The sequence below is a fragment of the Burkholderia pulmonis genome (genome assembly GCF_984667975.1).
The window spans coordinates 1284118-1304381 of sequence record NZ_OZ480186.1 but is presented as its reverse complement, the minus strand read 5'-3'; the positions used below and the strand labels follow the sequence as shown (position 1 = coordinate 1304381).

The following is a 20264-nucleotide window of genomic DNA, read 5'->3' as shown; positions in this document are numbered from 1 at the left end:
GTCCGTCGCGCGGCAGTGCCGGCGGCGAAACGCCGCTCGTTTGCCGGCGCGGTGCGGATAGCCCCGCGGCGGCGGCAGCATTCATCCGACGGCGACGCCCGACCGCCGGGATTTTCCGCAGCGCAGCGCCCGTCAGGCACCCGCAACGCACGTTCCTGCCACCGCCATGTCGCGGGATTGTCATTTGCCGCTGCGGCGCCCTCCGCCGCGTGACGATCATGCGCGGCGTGCACTCGCACGGCACCGGTCGCCGCCGCGTGCGCGCCGAAGCCGCCCGGTGTACCGTTTGCGTCTGGAGTTTCCCTGATACGCGCGCCGCCGCAATCCCGTTACACTCGGAAAACTTATCCGCTGAAGGCGGTCTCGATGCCTCACGTTCTCTCGCGGCCGCCTGCGCATGCGACTGCATCAGTGTGGTGGCGCGCCGCCGCCCCGCCGCTCGCTCCCGGGTACCGTTGACATGAAGCCCGAACGCGACCTGTCGCTCGACGCCCTGCTCGAACGCCTCACGCCAACCCCCAGCGGCTGGCTCGCCACCTATCGCACCACGACGCTGCGCAGCGTGTTCCAGCCCGTGCTGTCGATCACGCACAAGCGCGTCGTCGGCTACGAGGCACTGCTGCGCGTGGTCGATGCAAACGGTGCGCTGATCTCGCCCACCGCGCTGTTCAACAAGACCCGCGACGACGCCGACGTGCTGCTGCTCGACCGGCTCGCGCGCTGCCTGCACACGGCCAACTTCGTCACGCAAGGAATCGGCGACGGCTGGCTGTTCCTGAACGTGACACCGCGCGTGCTCGACACGGGCCTCGTGCAGCGCGAGTTCGTCGAGGCGCTGTGCCGGCACTTCGCGCTGCCGCCGAACCGCATCGTGCTGGAGGTCGTCGAACAGCCGGCGCGCGACGAAGCCGCGCTCGCCCGCACGATCGACATGATCCAGCATCGCGATTTCCTGATCGCGATCGACGATTTCGGCACGGGGTTTTCGAATTTCGACCGCGTGTGGCGGGCGCGGCCCGACATCGTGAAGCTCGACCGCTCGCTCGTCGAGCGCTCGACCGGGTCGGCCGACGATCGCCGCATCATGCATCACCTCGTGTCGATGCTGCACCAGGCCGGGGCGATGGTGCTGGCCGAAGGCGTCGAAAACGACGACGCACTGCAGGCGCTGATGGAAGCCGACATCGATTTCGTGCAAGGCTTCCAGTTCGGCCAGCCCGATGCATCGATCGCGCACGCGAGCGCGTCGGCGCCCGCGATGCTGGACGCCGCGTGGCGGCGCTTCATCGCCCGTCGACATGCGCCGGCCGTCGCCGAGCAGCCGGGTTTCGATGCAATCGAACGGCTCGTGCTCACCGGCGCGGCCGCGTTTTCGGCGAGCGGCAACTTGCAGGATGCCGCGCAACGCGTATTCGCGGTGCCGGCCGCGCGCCGCGTGTTCGTCACGGACGAAACCGGCGAGCAGTTCCTCCCGTCGATCGGCGCACCTGCCGACGACAATCAGGCGAGCGTCACTCGCCTCGCGCCGCTGTTCCCGGAAACCCACAGCAACTGGTCGCGACGACCGTACTTCCAGCGCGCGATCGCCGCACCCGGACGCGTCGCGCTGATGGGCCCTCACTTCTCGCTGACGGAAGGCCGCGACTGCTATACGGCCGCCGTCGCGATCCGCGCGCAGAGCCGGCTCGTCGTGTTCTGCGTCGACTTCGTGCTCGACAGCGCAGGGACGGTGATGCGCTAGCCGGAGCGACGGCGCGCATACGTCCATCGCGCCTGTCGTTCGCTGCCGCGCCGTTCGTCAGTCGACCACCTTCCCGCGTCCCGACTTCACCGCGCCGCGGCGCGACTTGTGCTCCAGCCGCCGTTCCTTCGACGCGCGCGTCGGCCGCGTCGCAACCCGTGCACGCGGCGTGTACGCGACGCCGCCGATCAGCGCATCGAGCCGCGCGAGCGCGGCCTCGCGGTTCTTCTCCTGCGTGCGGTATTCCTGCGACTTGATCACGACGATGCCTTCGCGCGTGATGCGCTGATCCGACAGCGCGAGGAGCCGCTCCTTGATGACCGGCGGCAACGACGACGCCCGGATGTCGAAGCGCAGATGAATCGCACTCGACACCTTGTTCACGTTCTGCCCGCCCGCGCCCTGCGCGCGCACGGCCGTCCATTCGACTTCGGCCGGATCGAGTGTGTAGCGGATCATCATCGCAAAGCCTCCTCGCGGCGCCGTGCGAGCGCTTCGTCGACGCGGGCCGCGAGCCCCGAATCGCGCTGCGTGCGCGTCGCGACCGCCTGCGCCAGCACACGCCGCGGCCCGATCACCTGCACGCGCGTGCGGGCGCGCGTGACGGCCGTATAGACGAGTTCGCGCGTAAGCACCCGGCTGAACGACGCCGGCAGCACGAGCGCCGCTTCGTCGAATTCCGAGCCTTGTGATTTGTGTACCGTCAACGCGAATGCCGTTTCGTGCGGTGGCAGTGCGGCGGGCGATACCGCGCGCGTCGTGCCGTCCGCACGCCGGAACCACACACGCAGCACGCCGTGCGCATCGGGCAACGCAATGCCGATGTCGCCGTTGAACAGTCCCAGCGCATAGTCGTTGCGCGTCACCATGATCGGCCGACCGGTGAACCAGTGCGCACCGACCGCGAGCGGCACGCGCGCCGCGTGCCGCACATGTGCGGCCACCAGCGCGTTGACGTGCTCCGCGCCGCGCGAGCCGTTGCGGGTCGCGCACAGGATCCGGAACCGGTTGAGCGCATCGAACAGCGGCAGCGGATCCGGCACCGGTGCGGCCAGCGCGTCGCGCAATGCATCGAGATATGCGCCGAATCGCCGTGCGAGCCGCTCGACCGTCGACGACGCCAGCGTATCGCCTGCATCGTCGTGGAACGACGCGGCGGCCGCGTCGTCGGCGGGCAGCGCATCGAGTGCGGCCTGCACGTCGCCACGGCGGATCGCGAGCGACAACCGCCCGATCGGCGAATCAAGACCGAAACGGTAATTGCGTTCGAGCCACACGACGCAATCTGCGAGCGGTGCCGGAGCCGGCGTGGCCGATACCGCAGCGGTTTCGCCGGCCCATGCCGGCGCGGCCGCCGCCACCGACGCGAGCGCCGCGTCGTCTGCGTCGAACGGCGGCAGCTCGACGGCGTCGAGCCATGCAAGTTCGTCGACCCCGATCCACGCGGGCGCATCGTCCGCTTCGCCGGAATTGCGCTCCTCGATCGACACTGGCGCAACGGGCGATGGCGGAGCGATGTCGGCCGGCGACCCTTCGTCATCCTGCGGTTCGTCGTCGAAGAGCGATGCCTGGCGAGGATCGGCTTTCGGCCGGGATGGCGGTTTGCGTGAAGCAGAAACCGATACGGATGACGGCGCCGGGACGTGTGACGAAGCGGGCACCGGATTCGCAGCCGGAATCGCCGCGGGCGCCGCGTCGTCCGGCACCGGCAACGCCGCGACGAACGCCGCTTCGTCGATGCCGAACGCCTGTGCGATGCGTGTGCGCGCCGCTGCGGTAAACGTCGGCCGCGCACTCAACTCCGCGAACACGGCGCCGGCCTCGACCGCGGCCAGTTGATCCTTGTCGCCAAGCAACACGAGCCGCGCCCCCGGCGCGAGCGCGTCGAGCAGATGCGCGGCGAGCGCGACGTCGATCATCGACGCCTCGTCGACGACGATCAGGTCGTACGGCAACGGATTGTCGCGATGATGCCGGAAGCCGGCCGCCCCGCCGCCGCCCAGCAGCCGATGCAGTGTGTACGACGTGTCGGGCAAACGCGCCGCGAGTTCGGGCGGCAGGTCGCCGGCGCGCGCATGCAGCGCTTCCTGCATCCGCTGCGCGGCCTTGCCGGTCGGTGCGGCCAGTGCGATGCGCAACCCCGGGTGTGCGTCGAGCAGACAAGCCAGCACGCCGACGACGGTCGTCGTCTTGCCCGTGCCGGGGCCGCCGCTGACGATCGTCACGCGGCCCGTGAGCGCGACGATCGCCGCCACGCGCTGCCAGTCGACTTCGCCGGTGGCCGGCCCGAAGTACCGCGAGAGGCTGTCGCGCAACCGGTCGGGCGACAACCCTTCGTCGGGCGCGGCGACGCCGGCCTGCGCGACGAGCGCATCGGCGAGCCGCCGTTCGTAATCGAAATAGCGCGACAGGTACAGGTGATCGTGCCGATCGACGATCAGCGGCCGCTCGTCGCCGCGCGCGAGCGTGCCGAATGCAACCACGCCGCTTGCGGCGAGCGCCGCGCGCACCTCGTCGAGGGGCGCTTCGTAGCGCTGCGCGAGCGCGGCGAGCGCGACGCATACGTGGCCGCCCGCGGTCGCGCGGCTCGTCGCGAACGCGGCACGCGCCGCCCAGCGTGCCGACGCGGACGGCGCGCCGGCACGCCGCGCGAGGTCGCCGATGCGACGCGCGAAGCCTTCCGCGAGCGCGATGCCGAAATCGGCGGGCTCGGGCAGCCGCGCGACGAGGCCGCCGGTGAATTCGAGCGTGTCGTCGGACGCGTTCATGCTCGGCCCCCTTCCATCATCCGGTCAAGTGCGTCGACGAGCGCGCGCGCGGGCCGCCGCGCATGCACGCCGGCCGGCTCGCCGCCACTGCGCCAGTCGGGCCGCACGCCGCGCACGAACAGGTACAGGTAGCCCGCGATGTGCGTATCGTAGTCGTAGCCGGGCAACCGCCCGCGCAGGTAGCGATGCAGTGCGACCGTATAAAGCAGCGCCTGCAGGTGATACGCGTGATCGGCCATCGCGACGTCGAGCGCGCGCGGGCCATACGCATCCGGCGTCGTGCCGAGATGGTTCGACTTCCAGTCGACGATCCAGAAGCGGCCGTCGTGTTCGACGATCATGTCGATGAAACCCTTGATGAAACCGGCGAGCATGCCCGCCTCCAGTGCCACGTCCGGATAGCCGTTCGCGACCAGCAGCCGGCGCAGCGCCATCAGGTCGAGCGACGGCGCCGGGAACAGGAAACCCATTTCGTCGAGCCGCTTCGCCGGATCGAGATCGACGAGCCGCATGCCCGGCACCAGCTCGGTATGCACGACATCGTCGACCAGCTGCGCCATCATCGTCGGCAGCCGGGTAGCGAGCTCGGGCACGGCCTCGACGGGCCGGTCGTGCAACGCGCCGAGCGCGGCCTTGTGCCACGACTCGGGCTCCGTGAACCGGCTGAGTTCGAACAGGCGGTGCAGGCATTCGCCGGCCGCTGCCCCGCGCGGAAACACGAGGATGTCGTCGTCCGGCGGCTCGGCCACGACCGTATCGACCCATATCAGCTCGCCGTCGGGCGTCACCGCGGCAAGCGCATCGTGATCGGGCCGCAGCTCGTCGTCGGGCACGGCCGCGACGCCCGCCTCCTCGCGCGCCATCGACGCGGTCAGCGAGCTGAAGCTTGCCATCCGCCATGCGTCGCGCAGCACGCGCGTCGCATGGCGCGCCGCGAGCGTCTGCGATGCATCGTGCCCGGCCGCGAGACGCTCGCGGCGCGCCGGCACCGGCAGCGGCGCGACACTCACGGGGCCGGCCGCGAGCGCGTGCCACGCGGTATCGAGCGCGGCTTCGTCGGGCGGCTCGTCGAGCCATGCATCGAACGACTGACCGGCGCCTGCGACGAGCCAGTTGAGCACGCTGCGCCGCGCTTCGCGCGTCGAGCGCGACGACAGGTAGGGCCCGGCGACGACGTAGCAGCGATAGACCGCGCGCGTGAGCGCCACGTAGACGAGCCGCGCGCGCTCCGCGGCCTGCTCGCGCAACGCCTGTCGCGCCGCATGTGCGGCCGCCTCGTCGTCGCATCCGTAATGCAGCACCGCGTCGCCCGCATCGTCGTGATACTCGCGCGCATCGGGCAGCGCGGACGATGGCGGCTCGCGCAACCCGCCGTCGTTCAGGAACGGACAGAACACGATCGCGTATTCGAGACCCTTCGACTTGTGCACCGTGACGATCTGCACGAGGTTGCGATCCGATTCGAGTCGCAACTGCGCTTCCTCGCCGCCGCCGTCGAGCCGTTGCGCGGCGAGCCAGCGCAGCGTCGGCGCAATGCCCGGCTGCGCGGATGCGCGCGCCTGCGTCAGCTCGGCCAGGTGGTTGATGTCCGTCACGCGACGCTCGCCGTCCGCCCCGGCCATCAGCCGCTCGGCGATCCGCAACTCGCGCGTAAACGTGCGCCACATCACCGCGAAACCGCGTTCGCGCCACAGCAGCCGATACCGCGAGAAACGCTCGACCCAGCTCATTGCGTCGGCACTGTCCGCTGCCGGCGCGTCGGGTGGCGCATCGCCGTCGCCCTGCTCCATGTGCCACAGTGCCCCGGCATCGAGGCCGAACCAGTCGGACGCGAGCGCAGCACGCAGGCGCCGCAGGTCCCCCGGCGCATCGATCGCCGCCAGCACGCGTTCGAGCTGCTCGGCGTCGCCTGTCGAGAACACCGAAGCCTGCGCCAGCTCGACGCTGCCGATGCCCCAGGTGGCGAGCACGCGCTTCACCAGGCTGCCCTGCCGGTGCGTCTGCACGAGCACCGCGATATCGCCCGGCGACAACGGCGTATCGCCGAGCCGCACGCGCCCCTCGCGCGCACCGCGCATCAGACGCGCGATTTCGGCCGCGCAGGCCTGGGCCGCTTGCGCCTGGGCGTCGCGCTTGAGCAGCGTGCCTTCGCCGCCAGGCAGCGCCCATACGCGAAAATCGCCGGCCGGGCCCGGATCGGTTTCGTCGAAAAACGGCGCGCGCGCGCGCGTGCCGGCGCGCACCGCGTAGTAGTCGAGCCCGTCGAGCACGAACGCACGCGGGTTCGACATGAAGAAGCGGTTGCACGCGTCGACGATCGCGGGTGTCGAGCGCTGGTTGACCGCGAGCGTATAGCACGCGCTCGCCCGTGCACGCGCGGCAAGATAGGTATGCAGATCGGCTGCGCGGAAACTGTAGATCGCCTGCTTCGGATCGCCGACGAGAAACAGGGGGCCGCCCGGCGCGAAGATCCGGTCGAAGATCGCGAACTGCAGCGGATCGGTATCCTGGAATTCGTCGATCAGTGCGGCCGGATAGCGTGCGCGCAGCGTCTCGGCAAGCCAGGGATGCGCGCGCAGCGCGTGATACAGGTTCGCGAGCAGATCGTCGAACGACACGACGCGCCGCGTGCGTTTGCGCTCGGCCAGTTCGCCCGGCGCCATGTCGAGCCATTCGGCGATCAGCGCGAGCCAGCGCGCGCGCTGCGCGGCCTCGGCAGCGGCCACGGCCGCCTCCAGCGCGTCGGCCACGTCGAAGAACGCGTGTCCGGGTGTCGTGCCGCCTTTTTTCGTCGCCTTGGCCAGCGCGGTTTGCGTGAGCTTCAGCGCGGCCTTCGGCAACGCGGCCGTCGCATCGCCCTGCGCGAAATGCGCGGCCCACGCGGCAAGCGCATCGGCGACCGCGTCGGGCTTGTGCGAGCGCTGGTTGAGCACGGGCTGCGCGGTGCGCAGCAACGCATCGATCGCCTCGCGCTCGGCCGCCCACATCCGCGCCGCCTCGGCAAAGCATTCCGCTGCGGCCGCTTCGGCCGATTCGTCCGGCTCGGTCACGCCGTCCCAGCGCAGCGCGGCGAGCGGCTTCTTCAGCCGGCGCGCGAGCTGTGCATCGAGTGCGGCCGGACCGGCGCCCGATTCGACGAGCCAGATCGCGAAGCCCGGCCAGCGTGCAGCCGCCGGTTCGACGCGCGTGCGCCAGAAATCCGCCGCGAGTTCGAAGCGCAGCGACGCATCGTCGGCCTCCATGTCGAACGCGAACGGCATCGCCGCCGCGAACGGCGCTTCCTGCAACGCGCGCTGGCAGAACGCGTGGATCGTATGGATCGCGGCCTGGTCGAATGCGCGCAGCGCACGGCGGATCCGCTTCGCGGCCGTCTCGGGATCGAGCGCGCCGTCGTCGCCGAGCGTGGTCTCGAGCAGGCGCGCGATGAACGGATCGCCACCGTCGTCACCGGTTTCGAGTGCATGCGCAAGCTGGGCGAGCCGGCTGCGAATCCGCTCGTGCAGCTCGGCCGTCGCCGCCTTCGTGAAGGTCACGACGAGGATTTCGTCCGCACCGAGATCCTTTTCGAGCAGCAGACGCACATACAGCGCGCAGATGTTCCACGTCTTGCCGGTGCCGGCCGACGCCTCGATCTGGTTGACGCCGTCGAGCGGGCACGCGAACACGTCGAGTTCGAGCGCCTGCTGCGGCTGCGACACGGCGCTCATGCGACCTCCTTCAGATGCTCGACGAGCGGCTCGAACACGAGCCGTGCGAGTGTGCCGAACGGCTCGTCGAGCGACGGATGCGCACCGCGCCACGCGATCGCGATGGCAGGATCGTCGGCTTCGCTCACGACGCGCTCGTTGATCCAGACGCTCGCGGCCTTGGCTTCGCCGTCGGACACCCGCGCCCATGCGCTGCGCGGGAAAAACCGCAGCGGCATGCGCCGCCCTGCGCGGAACAGCGCGACCAGCGGCGCGAGCCGCTCGAGCGGCGCCGCGACGGGCGTCAGCTCGAACGCGCCGCCACTGCCGAACCACAGCGTGCGCCGCGGGCCGCCGGGCTCGATCGCGCAGTAGACGAGATGCGCGAGCCACGCGGACAGGTAATCGCGCGCGCTCGGGCGCGCATAGCGGTAGATGATCTGCCCGGCCGGCGTCAGCCGGTTCAGCGTGCCGTGCAGTTCGAGCGGCGTGCTCACCGCGTCGGCCGACAGCATTGCGTCATCGGCGCCGAACAAGGCCTGTTCGGTATCGGGCCACGCCGGCACGACGGTGAGCGAGAACGGCCGCCGCTCCATGCCGTCGGCCAGCGCGCGGCGCACGTTTGACGCAAGCTGCGTCATCGAGCCGAGCGCCTGGTCGCGCCACACCACGCCCGTCGCACCGCCCGGCAGCTCGGGGCTTGCGTCGGCAATGCGCAGCGCGTGATCGTGCACGCCGCCCTCGTCCGATTCGATCAACAGCGGCAACACGCGCTCGGCGAGCGCATCGCTGCCGGCGAAATCGAGCGAGAACGGCTCGGTGTCGAGCAGTTCGGCCTGCGCGTCGGCAAGCACGATGCCGAGCCGGCCGCGCAGCAATGCACGCGCGGGATGCCGCCAGAAGCGCTCGAATTCGCTGAACGCGACGGGTTCGACCGGCTCGGCCGGCAACGGCTGCGCGAAAAACGGCTGCTCGCGCGGCCCGTCGCGCGACGCTTCGGCAGCCAGCAGCGACGCGAGCGCCGCACGCTCGGCGTCGTATGAAGCGAGCGCGCTGCCGGGCTGGAAATACGCGGCGGCGAACGGTTGCAGCGGATGCTCGACGACGAACGCGCGCCGCGCGGCATCGACCGCGTCCGGCGCGGCATCGGGCCCGGCCGTGACGATCGCCAGATGGTCGAGCAGTTCGTCGACGAGTGCCGCGGGCGGCAACGGCGCATTGTCGCGAATGCTGCGCCCCGTATAGGCAATCATCAGCCGGTCGCGCGCGGCCAGCAGCAGGTCGAGAAACAGGTTGCGCTCGTCGTCGCGGCGCTGCCGGTCGCCGAGCTTCGGCAGCACGGCCATCAGGTCGAATTCGTCGGCGCGCGCGAGGCTCGGCAGCACGCCGTCGTCCATCCCGAGCAGGCAGACGACCCGATACGGCAGGCCGCGCAAGCTCGTCAGCGACGAGAACGTGACGCCACCCCACGGCACCCCGCCGCGCGCCGGATCGTCGAGCGCCGCGGCCAGCCCTGCGCGGACGACGGCCGCCGGCAACGCCTCGTCGGGCGCGCCCTCCGTCATCGCGGCCAGCATCGCGTCGAGCGCGTCGCGCACGCCGGCCAGCGCGTCGGCATGCGCGGCGCCCGAATCGAAGAAACGCGCGAGCGTGTCGGCAAACAGTTCGCTCCAGCCGCGCGGCGTGTGCGACTCGGCGAGCCGCCGGGCGAAGCCGTCGAGATCGTCGGTAAAGCGCGCAAGCCGGCCGAGCAGTTCGGCCTCGCTGCCCGTGGCCGCCTCGATCGGCAGCCACGCACCGATCGGCGCCGCGCCTTCGGGCATCGCATAGCCGAGAAAGAGCCGCGCGAGCGCATCGGAGAACGTGTGGCGCGGTGCGGGCACGGCCGCGTCGTCGCTCGCGAGCGGCGACAGGCCGCGCCGCGCACCGGCCGCCGCGAGCCAGGTCTGCACCGTCTCGAGCGCGGCCGCGTCGATGTCGTAGCGCGCGGCCACCGCATCGACGCGCAGCCATTCGACCAGCTCGGGCGCGCCGACCTGCCGCTCCGGCAACGCGAGCCAGTCGAGCAGCACGCGCGCGACCGGGTTCGCCTGCGACGGCGGCAGGCCGGTGATCCGGTAAGGCACGCGCGAGCCGCCTGCGCCGGCCGTGCCGAACACCGCGTCGATCAGCGGCCCGGCCGCGGCGAGATCGGCCACCGCGACGAGCACGTCGGACGGCTGCAGGCTCGCGTCGGCGTCGAACCACGCAAGCAGCCGGTCGTGCAGCACCTCGAGCTGGCGCGCGAGGCTGTGGCACACATGCACCTCGATCCCGCGCTCGGCCGGCGTGCCGCCGGTTTCGGCCTCCGGCTGCAGCTCGAGGATCGCGTTCTGCACGCGCGCGAGCCACGTGGACCCGGGATTCTCGACGAAACGCGACGCATCGCCTGACGCGGCGCTTTCAGTCAGCTCGTGCAGCATGTGCAGTTGCGCCTGCGTCTGCCTGCCCCATTCGGCGAGCAGCGGATGGCCGACCTCCTGGTAGTCGAGCCGCCCGGCCGCATCGAGCGCCTCGGAGTGGGCGGCGGTCACGATGTCGAACCAGAATTCGCGGCACGGGTTCAGCGCATAGACGCGCACGTCGATCCAGCGCGACAGTTCGCGCAGCAGCGCGACGTGCAGCGGCGGCATCGTCGGCAGCGCGAACACGCTGACCGATTCGGGCCAGTCGGCGCGCGCAACCGCATCGGCATCGAGATGGCGCGCTTCGACGAGGAAGCGGTGCGCGGGCGGCGTGCCGCTGTCGCTCAATTCGGCGAGCAGCGCGCGCCACAGCGCGGCCTGCCAGCGCTCGTCGTCGCGCGCGGCGTCGCTGATCCCGCGCGGCGCCCCCTCACCCGCGAGCACGGATTCGCCGGCCTGCCACGCGGCCAGCCATTCGGGGCGATAGGTCAGGTAATGATCGAGCACGGCCGCGACGCGGTGCGCGAGCTCGTAGCGCATCGCATCGTCGGACGCCGACAGATACGCGGCCAGCCGCGGCGACGCGAGCCACGGCGCACCGTCGGCTGCCTGCGCGAACAGCCGGAAGCAGCGCCACACGAGCCGGTCGGGTGCGAACGGCGAGCGCGCGGGCACCGTCAGCACGCGCCCGATCTGCGCCCACAGCCACTGCGCGAGATACGTGAACTCGACGTTCGCGCACACGCCGTTGCGCGCGGCGATGTCGAGCTCGAGGCGACGGCGCAGCGCCGCGCTCGGCACGATGACCTGTTGCGGCGCCCACGGGCCGTTGCGGGCCGGAAACGCGGCCAGATCCTCGAGCAGCGCATCGGCCAGCGTTTCGTGACGGTTCGAATAGAAGAGATGGAGCATGAAGCGGGCGTCGGAACCTCGCACCGGCCGGGCCGGGCGAACAGGATCACCAAGGATAGCAAATGGACCGCCGTCGCGAAGCTCTGCCGGAAAGCCAGGTTTTGCGGACCGCGAAATACGATAGACTCGTCGCCAGTCAATACGCCACCCCCGGGCGTCTTCGTCTGCTATTCAGCCCATCGATGCGCTATTCGGTCGAAATCAGAAAGTTTTTCTACAGCCAGTACTTTTTCGGCGGCCTGCGGATCGCGGTCGGCGTGTCGCTGCCGGCCGTGCTCTGCCTCATCGTGTTTCACAACCGCGAGCTCGGCTTCACGATCTCGACCGGCGCACTGGGCGCCTGCGTCGTCGACATGCCGGGCCCGCTCAAGTACAAGCACAACGAAATGCTCGCGTGCAGCGTGATCGGCTTCCTGGCCGCGCTCGCGACCGGCCTCGCGACGCCGAACATCTTCGCGCTGTGGCTCACGATCGTGCCGCTCACGTTCTTGCTGTCGCTGATCGTCGTCTACGGCAACCGCTGGCCGCAGATCAGCTTCGCGACGCTGTTCATGATGGTGATGACGCTCGAGGAGAAATTCACGCCGCTGGAGGCATTCATCAACGCCGGCTGGATTCTCGCGGGCGGCCTCTGGTACACGTACTGGGCCACGCTCGTGTCGCAATGGCAGGCGCGCCGGATCGAGCAGCAGGCGCTGGCCGAGAGCCTGTTCGCCTGTGCCGACTACCTGCTCGCCCGCGCGCAGTTCTACGATCTCGATGCCGATCTCGACGAGTGCTACCGCAATCTCGTCGCACGGCAGATCACCGCGGTCGAAACGCAGGAAACCGCGCGCGACATCGTGCTGCGCAACCTGCCGAAGCTGCGGCGCGGCAAGCTCGATCCCGGCCGCACGACGATGTACAACCTGTTCATCAACAGTGTCGATCTGCACGAGCTGTTCGTCGGCGCGCACACCGACTACCCGCTCGTGCGCAACACGTTCGGCGGCTCGGACCTGATCATTTTCTACCGCGACCTGATCCGCAAGGCGGCCGCCGATCTCGAGGAGATCGGCCTCGCGGTGCTCGAGAACCGCGCGCCGCATTCGCGGGTCAGCGTGAAGGCCGAGCTGCGCGCGATCGAGTACGAGATCGAGCTGATGCGCAAGAAGAACTTCGCGGCCACCAACGCGGAAGCATATGCGGCCGTGCTCGCGACGTTCCGGCGCATCTGGAGCGCGACGCGCCTGATCGACCGGATGCGCCGCAACCTGTCGGGCCATGCCGATCCGCAGCAAACCGAACTGAAGATCGACAAGGCGCTCACGCGCTTCCTGCAGCGCCGCCGGATGTCGCCGCTGCTGATCTTCTCGAACCTGAACATGCGCTCGCCGAGCTTCCGTCACGCGCTGCGCGTGACGATCGCCGTGGCGGTCGGCTTCTGGATCGGTCGGCTGCTGCCGCTCACGAACGCGTACTGGATCGTGATGACGACCATCATCATCCTGAAGCCCGGCTACTCGCTGACCAAGCAGCGCAACGCGCAGCGGATCATCGGTACGCTGATCGGCTGTGCGGCCAGCATCGCGCTGATCTACACGGTGAAGGAGCCGCACCTGCTGATCGCGATCATGTTCGGGTCGATGGTGATGAGCTACAGCCTGCTGCTGTTCAACTATGCGGCGAGCGTCGTGTTCACGTCGTCGTACGTGCTGCTGATGTTCCACCTGCTCGCGCCGGGCAGCATGCGGATCATCGGCGAACGCGCGATCGACACCGTGGTCGGCTGCATGATCGCGATCGCCGCGAGCCGGCTGTTCCCGTACTGGGAATACCGGCTGATGGGCAAGCTCGTCACCGACATGCTGACATCCACCCGCAAGTATTTCGAAGCCGTGTGGCGCGCCGGGCGCGGCATGTCGCCGCCGCCGGTGCCGGCCGCCGACGGTGCGGCCGTCGTCGCGGGTGTGGCCGCCGTGGTCGAAGCGCCGGCGGCCAGCCTCGACGACGACTACCGCTACCGCCTGGCACGCAAGGACGTGCACATCGCGTTCGCGAACCTCGGGCAGGCATTCCAGCGGATGATGATCGAACCGAAGGCCCACCAGCGCTTCGTGCCCGAGCTGAACGACCTGCTCGTGCAGACACACGTGCTCGGCGCGCAGATCACGGCCGCCGCGCCGCTGATCCGCAACGCATGCGCGGCCGACGGCGGCCTCGAGCACGACGACGCGCTGCATCGCGGCCTCGCCGCCGTGCTCGACAATCTCGAGAAAGCCGAGGCCGGCGAGCCGCCGCCCGCCGACCAGCTCGAAGCATCGAAGCAGATCACGCGCGACCTCGATGCGATGGTCGTGTCCGCGGAAAAGTCCGATGCGGTCGGCGCCGAACTCACGCACGACCTGAAGGTGCTCGCGCACCAGTGCAAGCAGATGCTCGCGTCGTCGCTGCTGATCCGCAAGGATGCGAGCGTGATCCGCCTGCCGGCCTGACCCCGAATGTCCGCGCCGGTGGGCCGGCCCGCGCACGCCGCGGATCGACCCACCGGCGCTCCCGATTCAGCGATCCCCGAAGCATGACCCGCCCGCTCCACGCGGCCCGCGCATCCATCGCGCGACCGCCCCACGCCCTATTCCGCCCGTCGCGCCAGTCAGGGAATACCCGATTCCGGTCACCGGGCCCGGCTTGTTATCATTCGTTCACATTCAAGTTGTATAGACAACTTGAGCCAATCGGGCCGGCTCCGCTCGCCCGGTTCGTCGCATAACGATATCGGAGACTCGATGAAAAACTTGCAGCGCCACCTGAGTGCGCGGCACATCCGCTTTCTCGCACTCGGCTCGGCGATCGGCACGGGCCTGTTCTACGGTTCAGCGACCGCGATCCAGCTCGCGGGCCCCGCCGTGATCCTCGCGTACATCCTGGGCGGTGCGGCCGTCTACATGGTGATGCGCGCGCTCGGCGAGATGGCCGTGCGCGAACCCGTCGCCGGTTCGTTCGGCCACTACGCGACCGAGAATCTCGGTCCGTTCGCGGGATTCGTCACCGGCTGGACCTACACGCTCGAAATGGTGATCGTCGCGATCGCCGACATCACCGCATTCGGCATCTACATGGGCTTCTGGTTTCCGGATGTCCCGCAATGGATCTGGGTGCTCGGCGTCGTCGCGATCATCTGCGGGCTGAATCTGTGTCACGTGAAAGTGTTCGGCGAGCTCGAATTCTGGCTGTCGATCATCAAGGTCGGCGCGATCGTCGCGATGATCGGCGGCGGCGTCGCGATCCTGCTGACCGGCATGCACTTCGGCCATTCGGCGGACGTACCGACGTTCGCGAACCTGTGGAATCACGGCGGTTTCCTGCCGAACGGCGTCGGCGGGCTGATTGCGTCGCTGTCGGTCGTGATCTTCGCGTACGGCGGAATCGAGGTGATCGGGATGAGTGCCGGCGAGGCGAAGGATCCGGAGCGGGTCATTCCGCGCGCGATCAATGCGGTGCCCGCGCGCATCCTGCTGTTCTACGTGCTGACGATGGTCGTGCTGATGTCGATCAGCCCGTGGACGAGCGTCGGCAGCGGCGGCAGCCCGTTCGTGCAGATCTTCTCGGCGCTCGGCGTGAAATCGGCCGCGACGATCCTCAACCTCGTCGTGATCAGCGCGGCGATCTCGGCGATCAACAGCGATATCTTCGGCGCTGGCCGGATGATGTTCGGGATGGCCCGGCAAGGCCAGGCGCCGCGCGTGCTGATGACGACGTCGCGGCATGGCGTGCCGTGGGTCACGGTGCTCGTGATGGCCGGTGCGCTGCTCGTCGGCGTGCTGCTCAACTACCTGATGCCGAAGGACGTGTTCCTGATGGTCGCCGCGATCGCGACGTTCGCGACCGTGTGGGTCTGGCTGATGATCCTGCTGTCGCAGGTCGCGATGCGCCGCCGCCTGTCGGGCGCCGAAGTCGCGGCCTTGAAGTTCAAGGTGCCGCTGTGGCCGGTCGCACCGGCGCTGACGATCGCGTTCATGGGCTTCGTGATCGTGATGCTCGGCTGGTTCGAGGATACGCGCGTCGCGCTGTATGTCGGCGCGGCGTGGCTCGCGCTGCTGGCGGTCGTGTTCTACGCACGGATCCGCCCGAAATTCGCCGCTGCGTCACGTTGACGCACGGCTGACCTGCCTGCGCGGTGCGCCCCGTTTCGGCGCCCGCTGCTGTCCCGGCTCCGCGCGACGCCTGTCGCGCCGGAAGCCGCGGATTCTCCCCCTGCACCTGCCCCGCAAGCGCGGCCCGACCAGGCCGCGCACCGGCACGTCAGTGCGATGCCGCGCTCGCGGCCTCGGCCGGATGGGCCTCGTCGTACGCGTGCTTCTGCGAAATCGCGTTGTACAGGATCGTCCCGATCACCAGCAGCACGGCCACGACGATCAGGATGCTCACGTTGCGGACAGGGTTCTTCTTGCGCTGATCGTTCATGGTCGGTGCGTCTCGTCAAATTCGTCGAAGCGGGCATTCTACGCGCTTGCGCCCGCACTGCGACGCCCCGTTTCCGATCTCGCCCCATCTTCCCCCGCTTCTTTCCGCAAGCTTTCATTTGATAATCGTTCCCATTTCGATCTAGAATCCGGAGTCTTTCGTTTTGTAATGTTCCGGATTGCCCGGGCGGCAGGCGTGCCCCGGAACGCCCCCTTCGTTCACCTGCCCCACCGGAGTCTTCATGTCGAATCCGCGCACCCGCCTGTTGCCGCTCGCCGGCGCCCTCGCCCTTGCGGCAGCCGCCTTCGCGCCGCTTGCCCACGCGGCCGAGGAAGTGAGCCTGTACACCACCCGCGAGCCGAAGCTGATCCAGCCGCTCATCGACGCGTTCACGAAGCAGAGCGGCGTCAAGGTCAACACGGTGTTCGTGAAGGACGGCCTGCTCGAGCGCGTGAAGGCGGAAGGCGCGCAGTCGCCGGCCGACGTGCTGATGACGGTCGACGTCGGCAACCTGCTCGACCTCGTCGACGGCGGCGTCACGCAGCCGGTGCGCTCGAAGGCGCTCGACGATGCGATTCCCGCGAACCTGCGCGGCGCGAATGGCGACTGGTACGCGCTGTCGCTGCGCGACCGCGTGCTGTACGTCGAAAAGGACCTGAAGGTCGACGCATTCCGCTACGAGGATCTCGCCGATCCGAAATGGAAGGGCAAGGTCTGCATCCGCTCGGGACAGCACCCGTACAACACGGCGTTCGTCGCGGCGATGATCGCGCACGACGGTGAAGCCGCGACCGAGAAATGGCTGCGCGGCGTGAAGGCGAACCTCGCACGCAAGGCGACGGGCGGCGACCGCGACGTCGCGCGCGACATCCTCGGCGGCATCTGCGACGTCGGCCTCGCGAACGCCTACTACGTCGGCCACATGAAGAACGCCGAGCCGGGCAGCGACGCCCGCAAATGGGGTGACGCGATCAAGGTCGTGCGCCCGACGTTCGCCAACGCGAAGAGCGGCGGCACGCACGTGAACATCAGCGGCGCGACGGTCGCGAAGCACGCGCCGCACAAGGCCAACGCGGTGAAGCTGCTCGAATACCTCGTGTCGCCGGAGGCGCAGGCGCTGTATGCGCAGGCGAACTACGAATACCCGGTGCGCGCGAACGTGAAGCTCGATCCGGTGATCGCGAGCTTCGGCACGCTGAAGGTCGATCCGCTGCCGCTGACCGACATCGCGAAACACCGCAAGCAGGCAAGCCAGCTCGTCGACAAGGTCGGCTTTGACAACTGACGCATCGTCCGCCGGCACGCACCGCACACCGTACCGGCCGCGCACGGGCAGCCTGTGGCTGCTCGCGGCGCTGGTGATCGCCGCGGCGGTCGCGACGCCGCTCGCGGTGCTCGTGGCCGCCGCGTTCGGTGCCGATCTCGCACACTGGCGGCATCTCGCCGAATTCGTGCTGCCGCAGGCGCTCGTCAATACGTTGCTGCTGCTCGCGGGAGTCGGCGCGATCGTGTCGATCATCGGCACCGGCTGCGCATGGCTCGTGACCGCCTACGATTTTCCCGGCCGCCGGATGCTCACGTGGGCGCTGCTGCTGCCGCTCGCCGTCCCCACCTACATCGTCGCGTTCGCATATCTCGACCTGCTGCACCCGATCGGCCCGGTGCAGGGCGCGATCCGCTGGCTGCTCGGCTTCGACAGCCCGCGCCAGTTCCGCCTGCCCGACCTGCGCTCGCTGCCCGGCGCGATCTTCGTGCTCGGCTTCGTGCTGTATCCGTATGTCTACCTGAGCACGCGCGCGATGTTCGTCATGCAGTCGGCGAGCCTGCTCGAAGCCGCACGCACGCTCGGCGCCGGGCGCATCGCAACGTTCTGGCGCATCGTCGTGCCGCTGGCACGGCCCGCGATCGCGGTCGGCATGAGCCTCGCGCTGCTCGAAACGCTGAACGACATCGGCGCATCGGAATTCCTCGGCGTGCAGACGCTGACCGTGTCCGTCTACACGACGTGGGTCACGCGCTCCGATCTCGCCGGCGCCGCGCAGATCGCGCTCGCGATGCTCGCGATCGTCGTCGGCATGATCGTGCTCGAACGCTACGGGCGCCGCCGCCAGCGTTACGCCCATGGCCGGCGCATGCGGCCGATCGCGCCGCGCCGCCTGACGGGCGCGGCCGCGCTAGGCGCCGCCGTGCTCGGCTGGCTGCCAGTCCTGCTCGGCTTCGGCGCACCGGCCGCGTACCTCGCGGTCGAAACCGGCAAGCGGCTGCATCTCGTCGGCGGCGTGTCCGCGCAACTGACGACGGGGCTCGCGAACACGCTGACGATCGCGACCGCCGCCACGGCCGCGACGCTCGCGTGCGGGCTCGTCGTCGCATGGGCCGCGCGTGCGCAACGCGACAGCGCCCGTGCAGGCCCTGCCCGCCTGTGCGCGCGGATCGCGAGCCTCGGCTACGCGGTGCCGGGCACCGTCCTCGCGATCGGCCTGCTGATTCCGTTCGCGGCGGCCGACCGACTGTTCGGTGCGGCGCTCGGCCGCGACGGGCTGCTGCTGATGGGCTCGGCAACCGCGCTCGTGATCGCCTATACCGTGCGTTTTCTCGCGATCCCGGCCGGCGGCATCGAGGCCGGCCTCGCACGCATTCCGCCGTCGCTCGAACATGCGGCACGCTCGCTCGGCGAAACGGCCGGCGGCACGCTGCGCCGCGTGCACCTGCCGCTGCTGCGGCCCGCGCTCACGACGAGCGCGCTGCTGGTGTTCGTCGACGCGATGAAGGAGCTGCCGGCCACGCTGCTGCTGCGTCCGCTGAATTTCGACACGCTCGCGACCTGGCTGTATGCGGAAGCCGCACGCGGTACCTATGAAGAAGGCGCGGTCGCCGCGCTGGCAATCGTGCTGGCCGGGCTCGTGCCCGTGATCCTGCTCGCGCGCACCCGCCACAAGATCGGAGCCTGAACCCGTGAACCTGCTCGAACTCGACGACCTCTGCGTCGCCTACGACACCCCGCACGGCCGCCGCGCGGTGGTCGACGGCCTGAGCCTCGCGCTGCCGCGCGGCGACATCGGCTGCCTGCTCGGCGCGTCCGGCTGCGGCAAGACCACCGTGCTGCGCGCGATTGCCGGCTTCGAACCCATGCGCATGGGCCGCATCGTACTGGACGGCGTGCCCGTCGCGGCACCGTCGCTCGACGTGCCGCCCGAGCGGCGGCGCATCGGCATGATGTTCCAGGATTACGCGCTGTTTCCGCACCTGAGCGCGGCCGACAACGTCGCGTTCGGCCTGCGGCGCATCGCGAAGGCCGAACGGCGCATGCGCGTCGCGGAAATGCTCGAGCTCGTCGGCCTCGCCGATGCCCATGACGCATATCCGCACGAACTGTCGGGCGGACAGCAGCAGCGCGTCGCCCTTGCACGCGCGCTCGCACCGTCGCCGGAATTGCTGCTGCTCGACGAACCGTTCTCGAATCTCGACGTCGATACGCGCGAGCGGCTCGCGTTCGAGTTGCGCGACATCCTGAAACACACGGGTCACACCGCGATCCTCGTCACGCACAATCAGGCGGAAGCATTCGCGATCGCCGACCGGATCGGCGTGATGCAGGACGGCCTGCTCGCGCAATGGGATACGCCGTATGCGCTGCATCACCATCCGGCAAGCCCGTTCGTCGCGGATTTCGTGCGCCGCGACGCGCTGGCCAACGAGCGCACGCGCGCACTGGCGCGCGGCCGCTGAAGCCGCGCCGCCAGCACGGCCCCATACCGTGCCGCGTCCGTCGCGCGTCAGGTCGGCTCGGCCAGATCGCGCACGGGTAGCGCGGTCGAATATTTGATCTGCTCCATCGCGAACGACGAGCTGACGTCGAACAGCGGCACCGTGCGAATCAGCTGCTTGTACACCCGGTCGTAATCGTCGATGCCAGCCACCACGACACGCAGCAGGTAATCGGTCTCGCCGCTCATCCGGTAGACCTCGACCACTTCCGGCATGTCGCGCACGGCCTGCGTGAAACGCTGCGCCCACTCCTCGGTGTGCTGGTTCGTGCGGATCGCGACGAACACGGTCGTGCCGACCCCGAGCTTGCGCGGATCGCACAGCGCCACCTGCGCGCGAATCGCGCCGGTTTCCTTCAGCCGCTGCACGCGCTTCCAGCACGGCGTCTGCGACAGGTTCACGCGCTGCGCGAGCTCCGCGATCGGCAGCGTGGCATCCGCCTGCAGCAGCTCCAGCAGCTTGCGATCGATGGCGTCCATTTCCCTATTCCCTCGTCGATAGA

Annotated in this window: 12 protein-coding genes; 6 read left to right on the top strand and 6 right to left on the bottom strand. The window is 69.5% G+C overall.

The window, feature by feature from the left end; translation table 11 throughout:
- Positions 1–460 precede the first annotated feature (460 nt).
- Positions 461–1741: a sensor domain-containing phosphodiesterase gene (locus AC5LXK_RS06140; protein ID WP_493390769.1), complete on the top strand. Its 1281-nt coding sequence runs from the start codon at positions 461–463 to the stop codon at positions 1739–1741.
- Positions 1742–1798: 57 nt separating this feature from the next.
- Here the strand turns inward: AC5LXK_RS06140 and arfB are convergent, their stop codons facing one another.
- Genes arfB through recC form a run of 4 tightly spaced genes read right to left on the bottom strand, consistent with a single transcriptional unit; the run spans position 1799 to position 11551 of the window.
- Positions 1799–2203, bottom strand: coding sequence for an alternative ribosome rescue aminoacyl-tRNA hydrolase ArfB (gene arfB / locus AC5LXK_RS06135; protein WP_493390768.1), 405 nt, complete (start codon positions 2201–2203; stop codon positions 1799–1801).
- A complete protein-coding gene (locus AC5LXK_RS06130; protein WP_493390767.1) occupies positions 2200–4509 on the bottom strand; it encodes an AAA family ATPase in 2310 nt (769 codons plus the stop codon). The genes arfB and AC5LXK_RS06130 overlap by 4 nt, the downstream gene beginning before the upstream one ends.
- Positions 4506–8216, bottom strand: coding sequence for an exodeoxyribonuclease V subunit beta (gene recB / locus AC5LXK_RS06125; RefSeq protein WP_493390766.1), 3711 nt, complete (start codon positions 8214–8216; stop codon positions 4506–4508). Before recB ends, AC5LXK_RS06130 begins: the two co-directional genes overlap by 4 nt.
- Positions 8213–11551 carry an exodeoxyribonuclease V subunit gamma gene (gene recC, locus AC5LXK_RS06120; RefSeq protein WP_493390765.1) on the bottom strand — a complete coding sequence of 1113 codons (3339 nt, stop codon included), beginning with the start codon at positions 11549–11551 and terminating at the stop codon, positions 8213–8215. Before recC ends, recB begins: the two co-directional genes overlap by 4 nt.
- A 182-nt stretch (positions 11552–11733) precedes the next feature.
- Here recC and AC5LXK_RS06115 point away from each other — a divergent pair, with 182 nt between their 5' ends.
- Together AC5LXK_RS06115 and AC5LXK_RS06110 are read left to right on the top strand one after the other, a co-directional pair.
- Entirely contained in the window at positions 11734–14025 is a 2292-nt protein-coding gene (locus AC5LXK_RS06115; protein WP_493390764.1) for an FUSC family protein, read from the top strand.
- A 291-nt stretch (positions 14026–14316) separates the two neighbouring features.
- Positions 14317–15684 (top strand): amino acid permease, encoded by a 1368-nt coding sequence (locus AC5LXK_RS06110; protein WP_493390763.1) that lies wholly within the window; start codon positions 14317–14319, stop codon positions 15682–15684.
- A gap of 148 nt (positions 15685–15832) precedes the next feature.
- Here the strand turns inward: AC5LXK_RS06110 and AC5LXK_RS06105 are convergent, their stop codons facing one another.
- Complete coding sequence (locus tag AC5LXK_RS06105) at positions 15833–15994, bottom strand: hypothetical protein (RefSeq protein ID WP_006476417.1); 162 nt, start codon at positions 15992–15994, stop codon at positions 15833–15835.
- A gap of 241 nt (positions 15995–16235) precedes the next feature.
- Between AC5LXK_RS06105 and AC5LXK_RS06100 the strand changes: the two genes are divergently transcribed.
- From AC5LXK_RS06100 to AC5LXK_RS06090, 3 genes are read left to right on the top strand one after another with little or no spacing between them, the layout of a single operon-like run.
- Complete coding sequence (locus tag AC5LXK_RS06100) at positions 16236–17279, top strand: Fe(3+) ABC transporter substrate-binding protein (protein WP_493390762.1); 1044 nt, start codon at positions 16236–16238, stop codon at positions 17277–17279.
- Positions 17269–18945, top strand: coding sequence for an ABC transporter permease (locus AC5LXK_RS06095; protein ID WP_493390761.1), 1677 nt, complete (start codon positions 17269–17271; stop codon positions 18943–18945). Before AC5LXK_RS06100 ends, AC5LXK_RS06095 begins: the two co-directional genes overlap by 11 nt.
- A gap of 4 nt (positions 18946–18949) precedes the next feature.
- Positions 18950–19723 (top strand): ABC transporter ATP-binding protein, encoded by a 774-nt coding sequence (locus AC5LXK_RS06090; RefSeq protein ID WP_493390760.1) that lies wholly within the window; start codon positions 18950–18952, stop codon positions 19721–19723.
- A gap of 47 nt (positions 19724–19770) precedes the next feature.
- Here AC5LXK_RS06090 and AC5LXK_RS06085 read toward each other — a convergent pair whose 3' ends face one another.
- Positions 19771–20241 carry an Lrp/AsnC family transcriptional regulator gene (locus AC5LXK_RS06085; RefSeq protein WP_175842933.1) on the bottom strand — a complete coding sequence of 157 codons (471 nt, stop codon included), beginning with the start codon at positions 20239–20241 and terminating at the stop codon, positions 19771–19773.
- Between the last annotated feature and the right edge of the window lie 23 nt (positions 20242–20264).

Bases quoted from the DNA above. Each gene is read 5' to 3' on its own strand.
- AC5LXK_RS06140 (WP_493390769.1), top strand. From the start codon at position 461: ATGAAGCCCGAACGCGACCTGTCGCTCGACGCCCTGCTCGAACGCCTC.
- arfB (WP_493390768.1), bottom strand. From the start codon at position 2,203: ATGATGATCCGCTACACACTCGATCCGGCCGAAGTCGAATGGACGGCC.
- AC5LXK_RS06130 (WP_493390767.1), bottom strand. From the start codon at position 4,509: ATGAACGCGTCCGACGACACGCTCGAATTCACCGGCGGCCTCGTCGCG.
- recB (WP_493390766.1), bottom strand. From the start codon at position 8,216: ATGAGCGCCGTGTCGCAGCCGCAGCAGGCGCTCGAACTCGACGTGTTC.
- recC (WP_493390765.1), bottom strand. From the start codon at position 11,551: ATGCTCCATCTCTTCTATTCGAACCGTCACGAAACGCTGGCCGATGCG.
- AC5LXK_RS06115 (WP_493390764.1), top strand. From the start codon at position 11,734: ATGCGCTATTCGGTCGAAATCAGAAAGTTTTTCTACAGCCAGTACTTT.
- AC5LXK_RS06110 (WP_493390763.1), top strand. From the start codon at position 14,317: ATGAAAAACTTGCAGCGCCACCTGAGTGCGCGGCACATCCGCTTTCTC.
- AC5LXK_RS06105 (WP_006476417.1), bottom strand. From the start codon at position 15,994: ATGAACGATCAGCGCAAGAAGAACCCTGTCCGCAACGTGAGCATCCTG.
- AC5LXK_RS06100 (WP_493390762.1), top strand. From the start codon at position 16,236: ATGTCGAATCCGCGCACCCGCCTGTTGCCGCTCGCCGGCGCCCTCGCC.
- AC5LXK_RS06085 (WP_175842933.1), bottom strand. From the start codon at position 20,241: ATGGACGCCATCGATCGCAAGCTGCTGGAGCTGCTGCAGGCGGATGCC.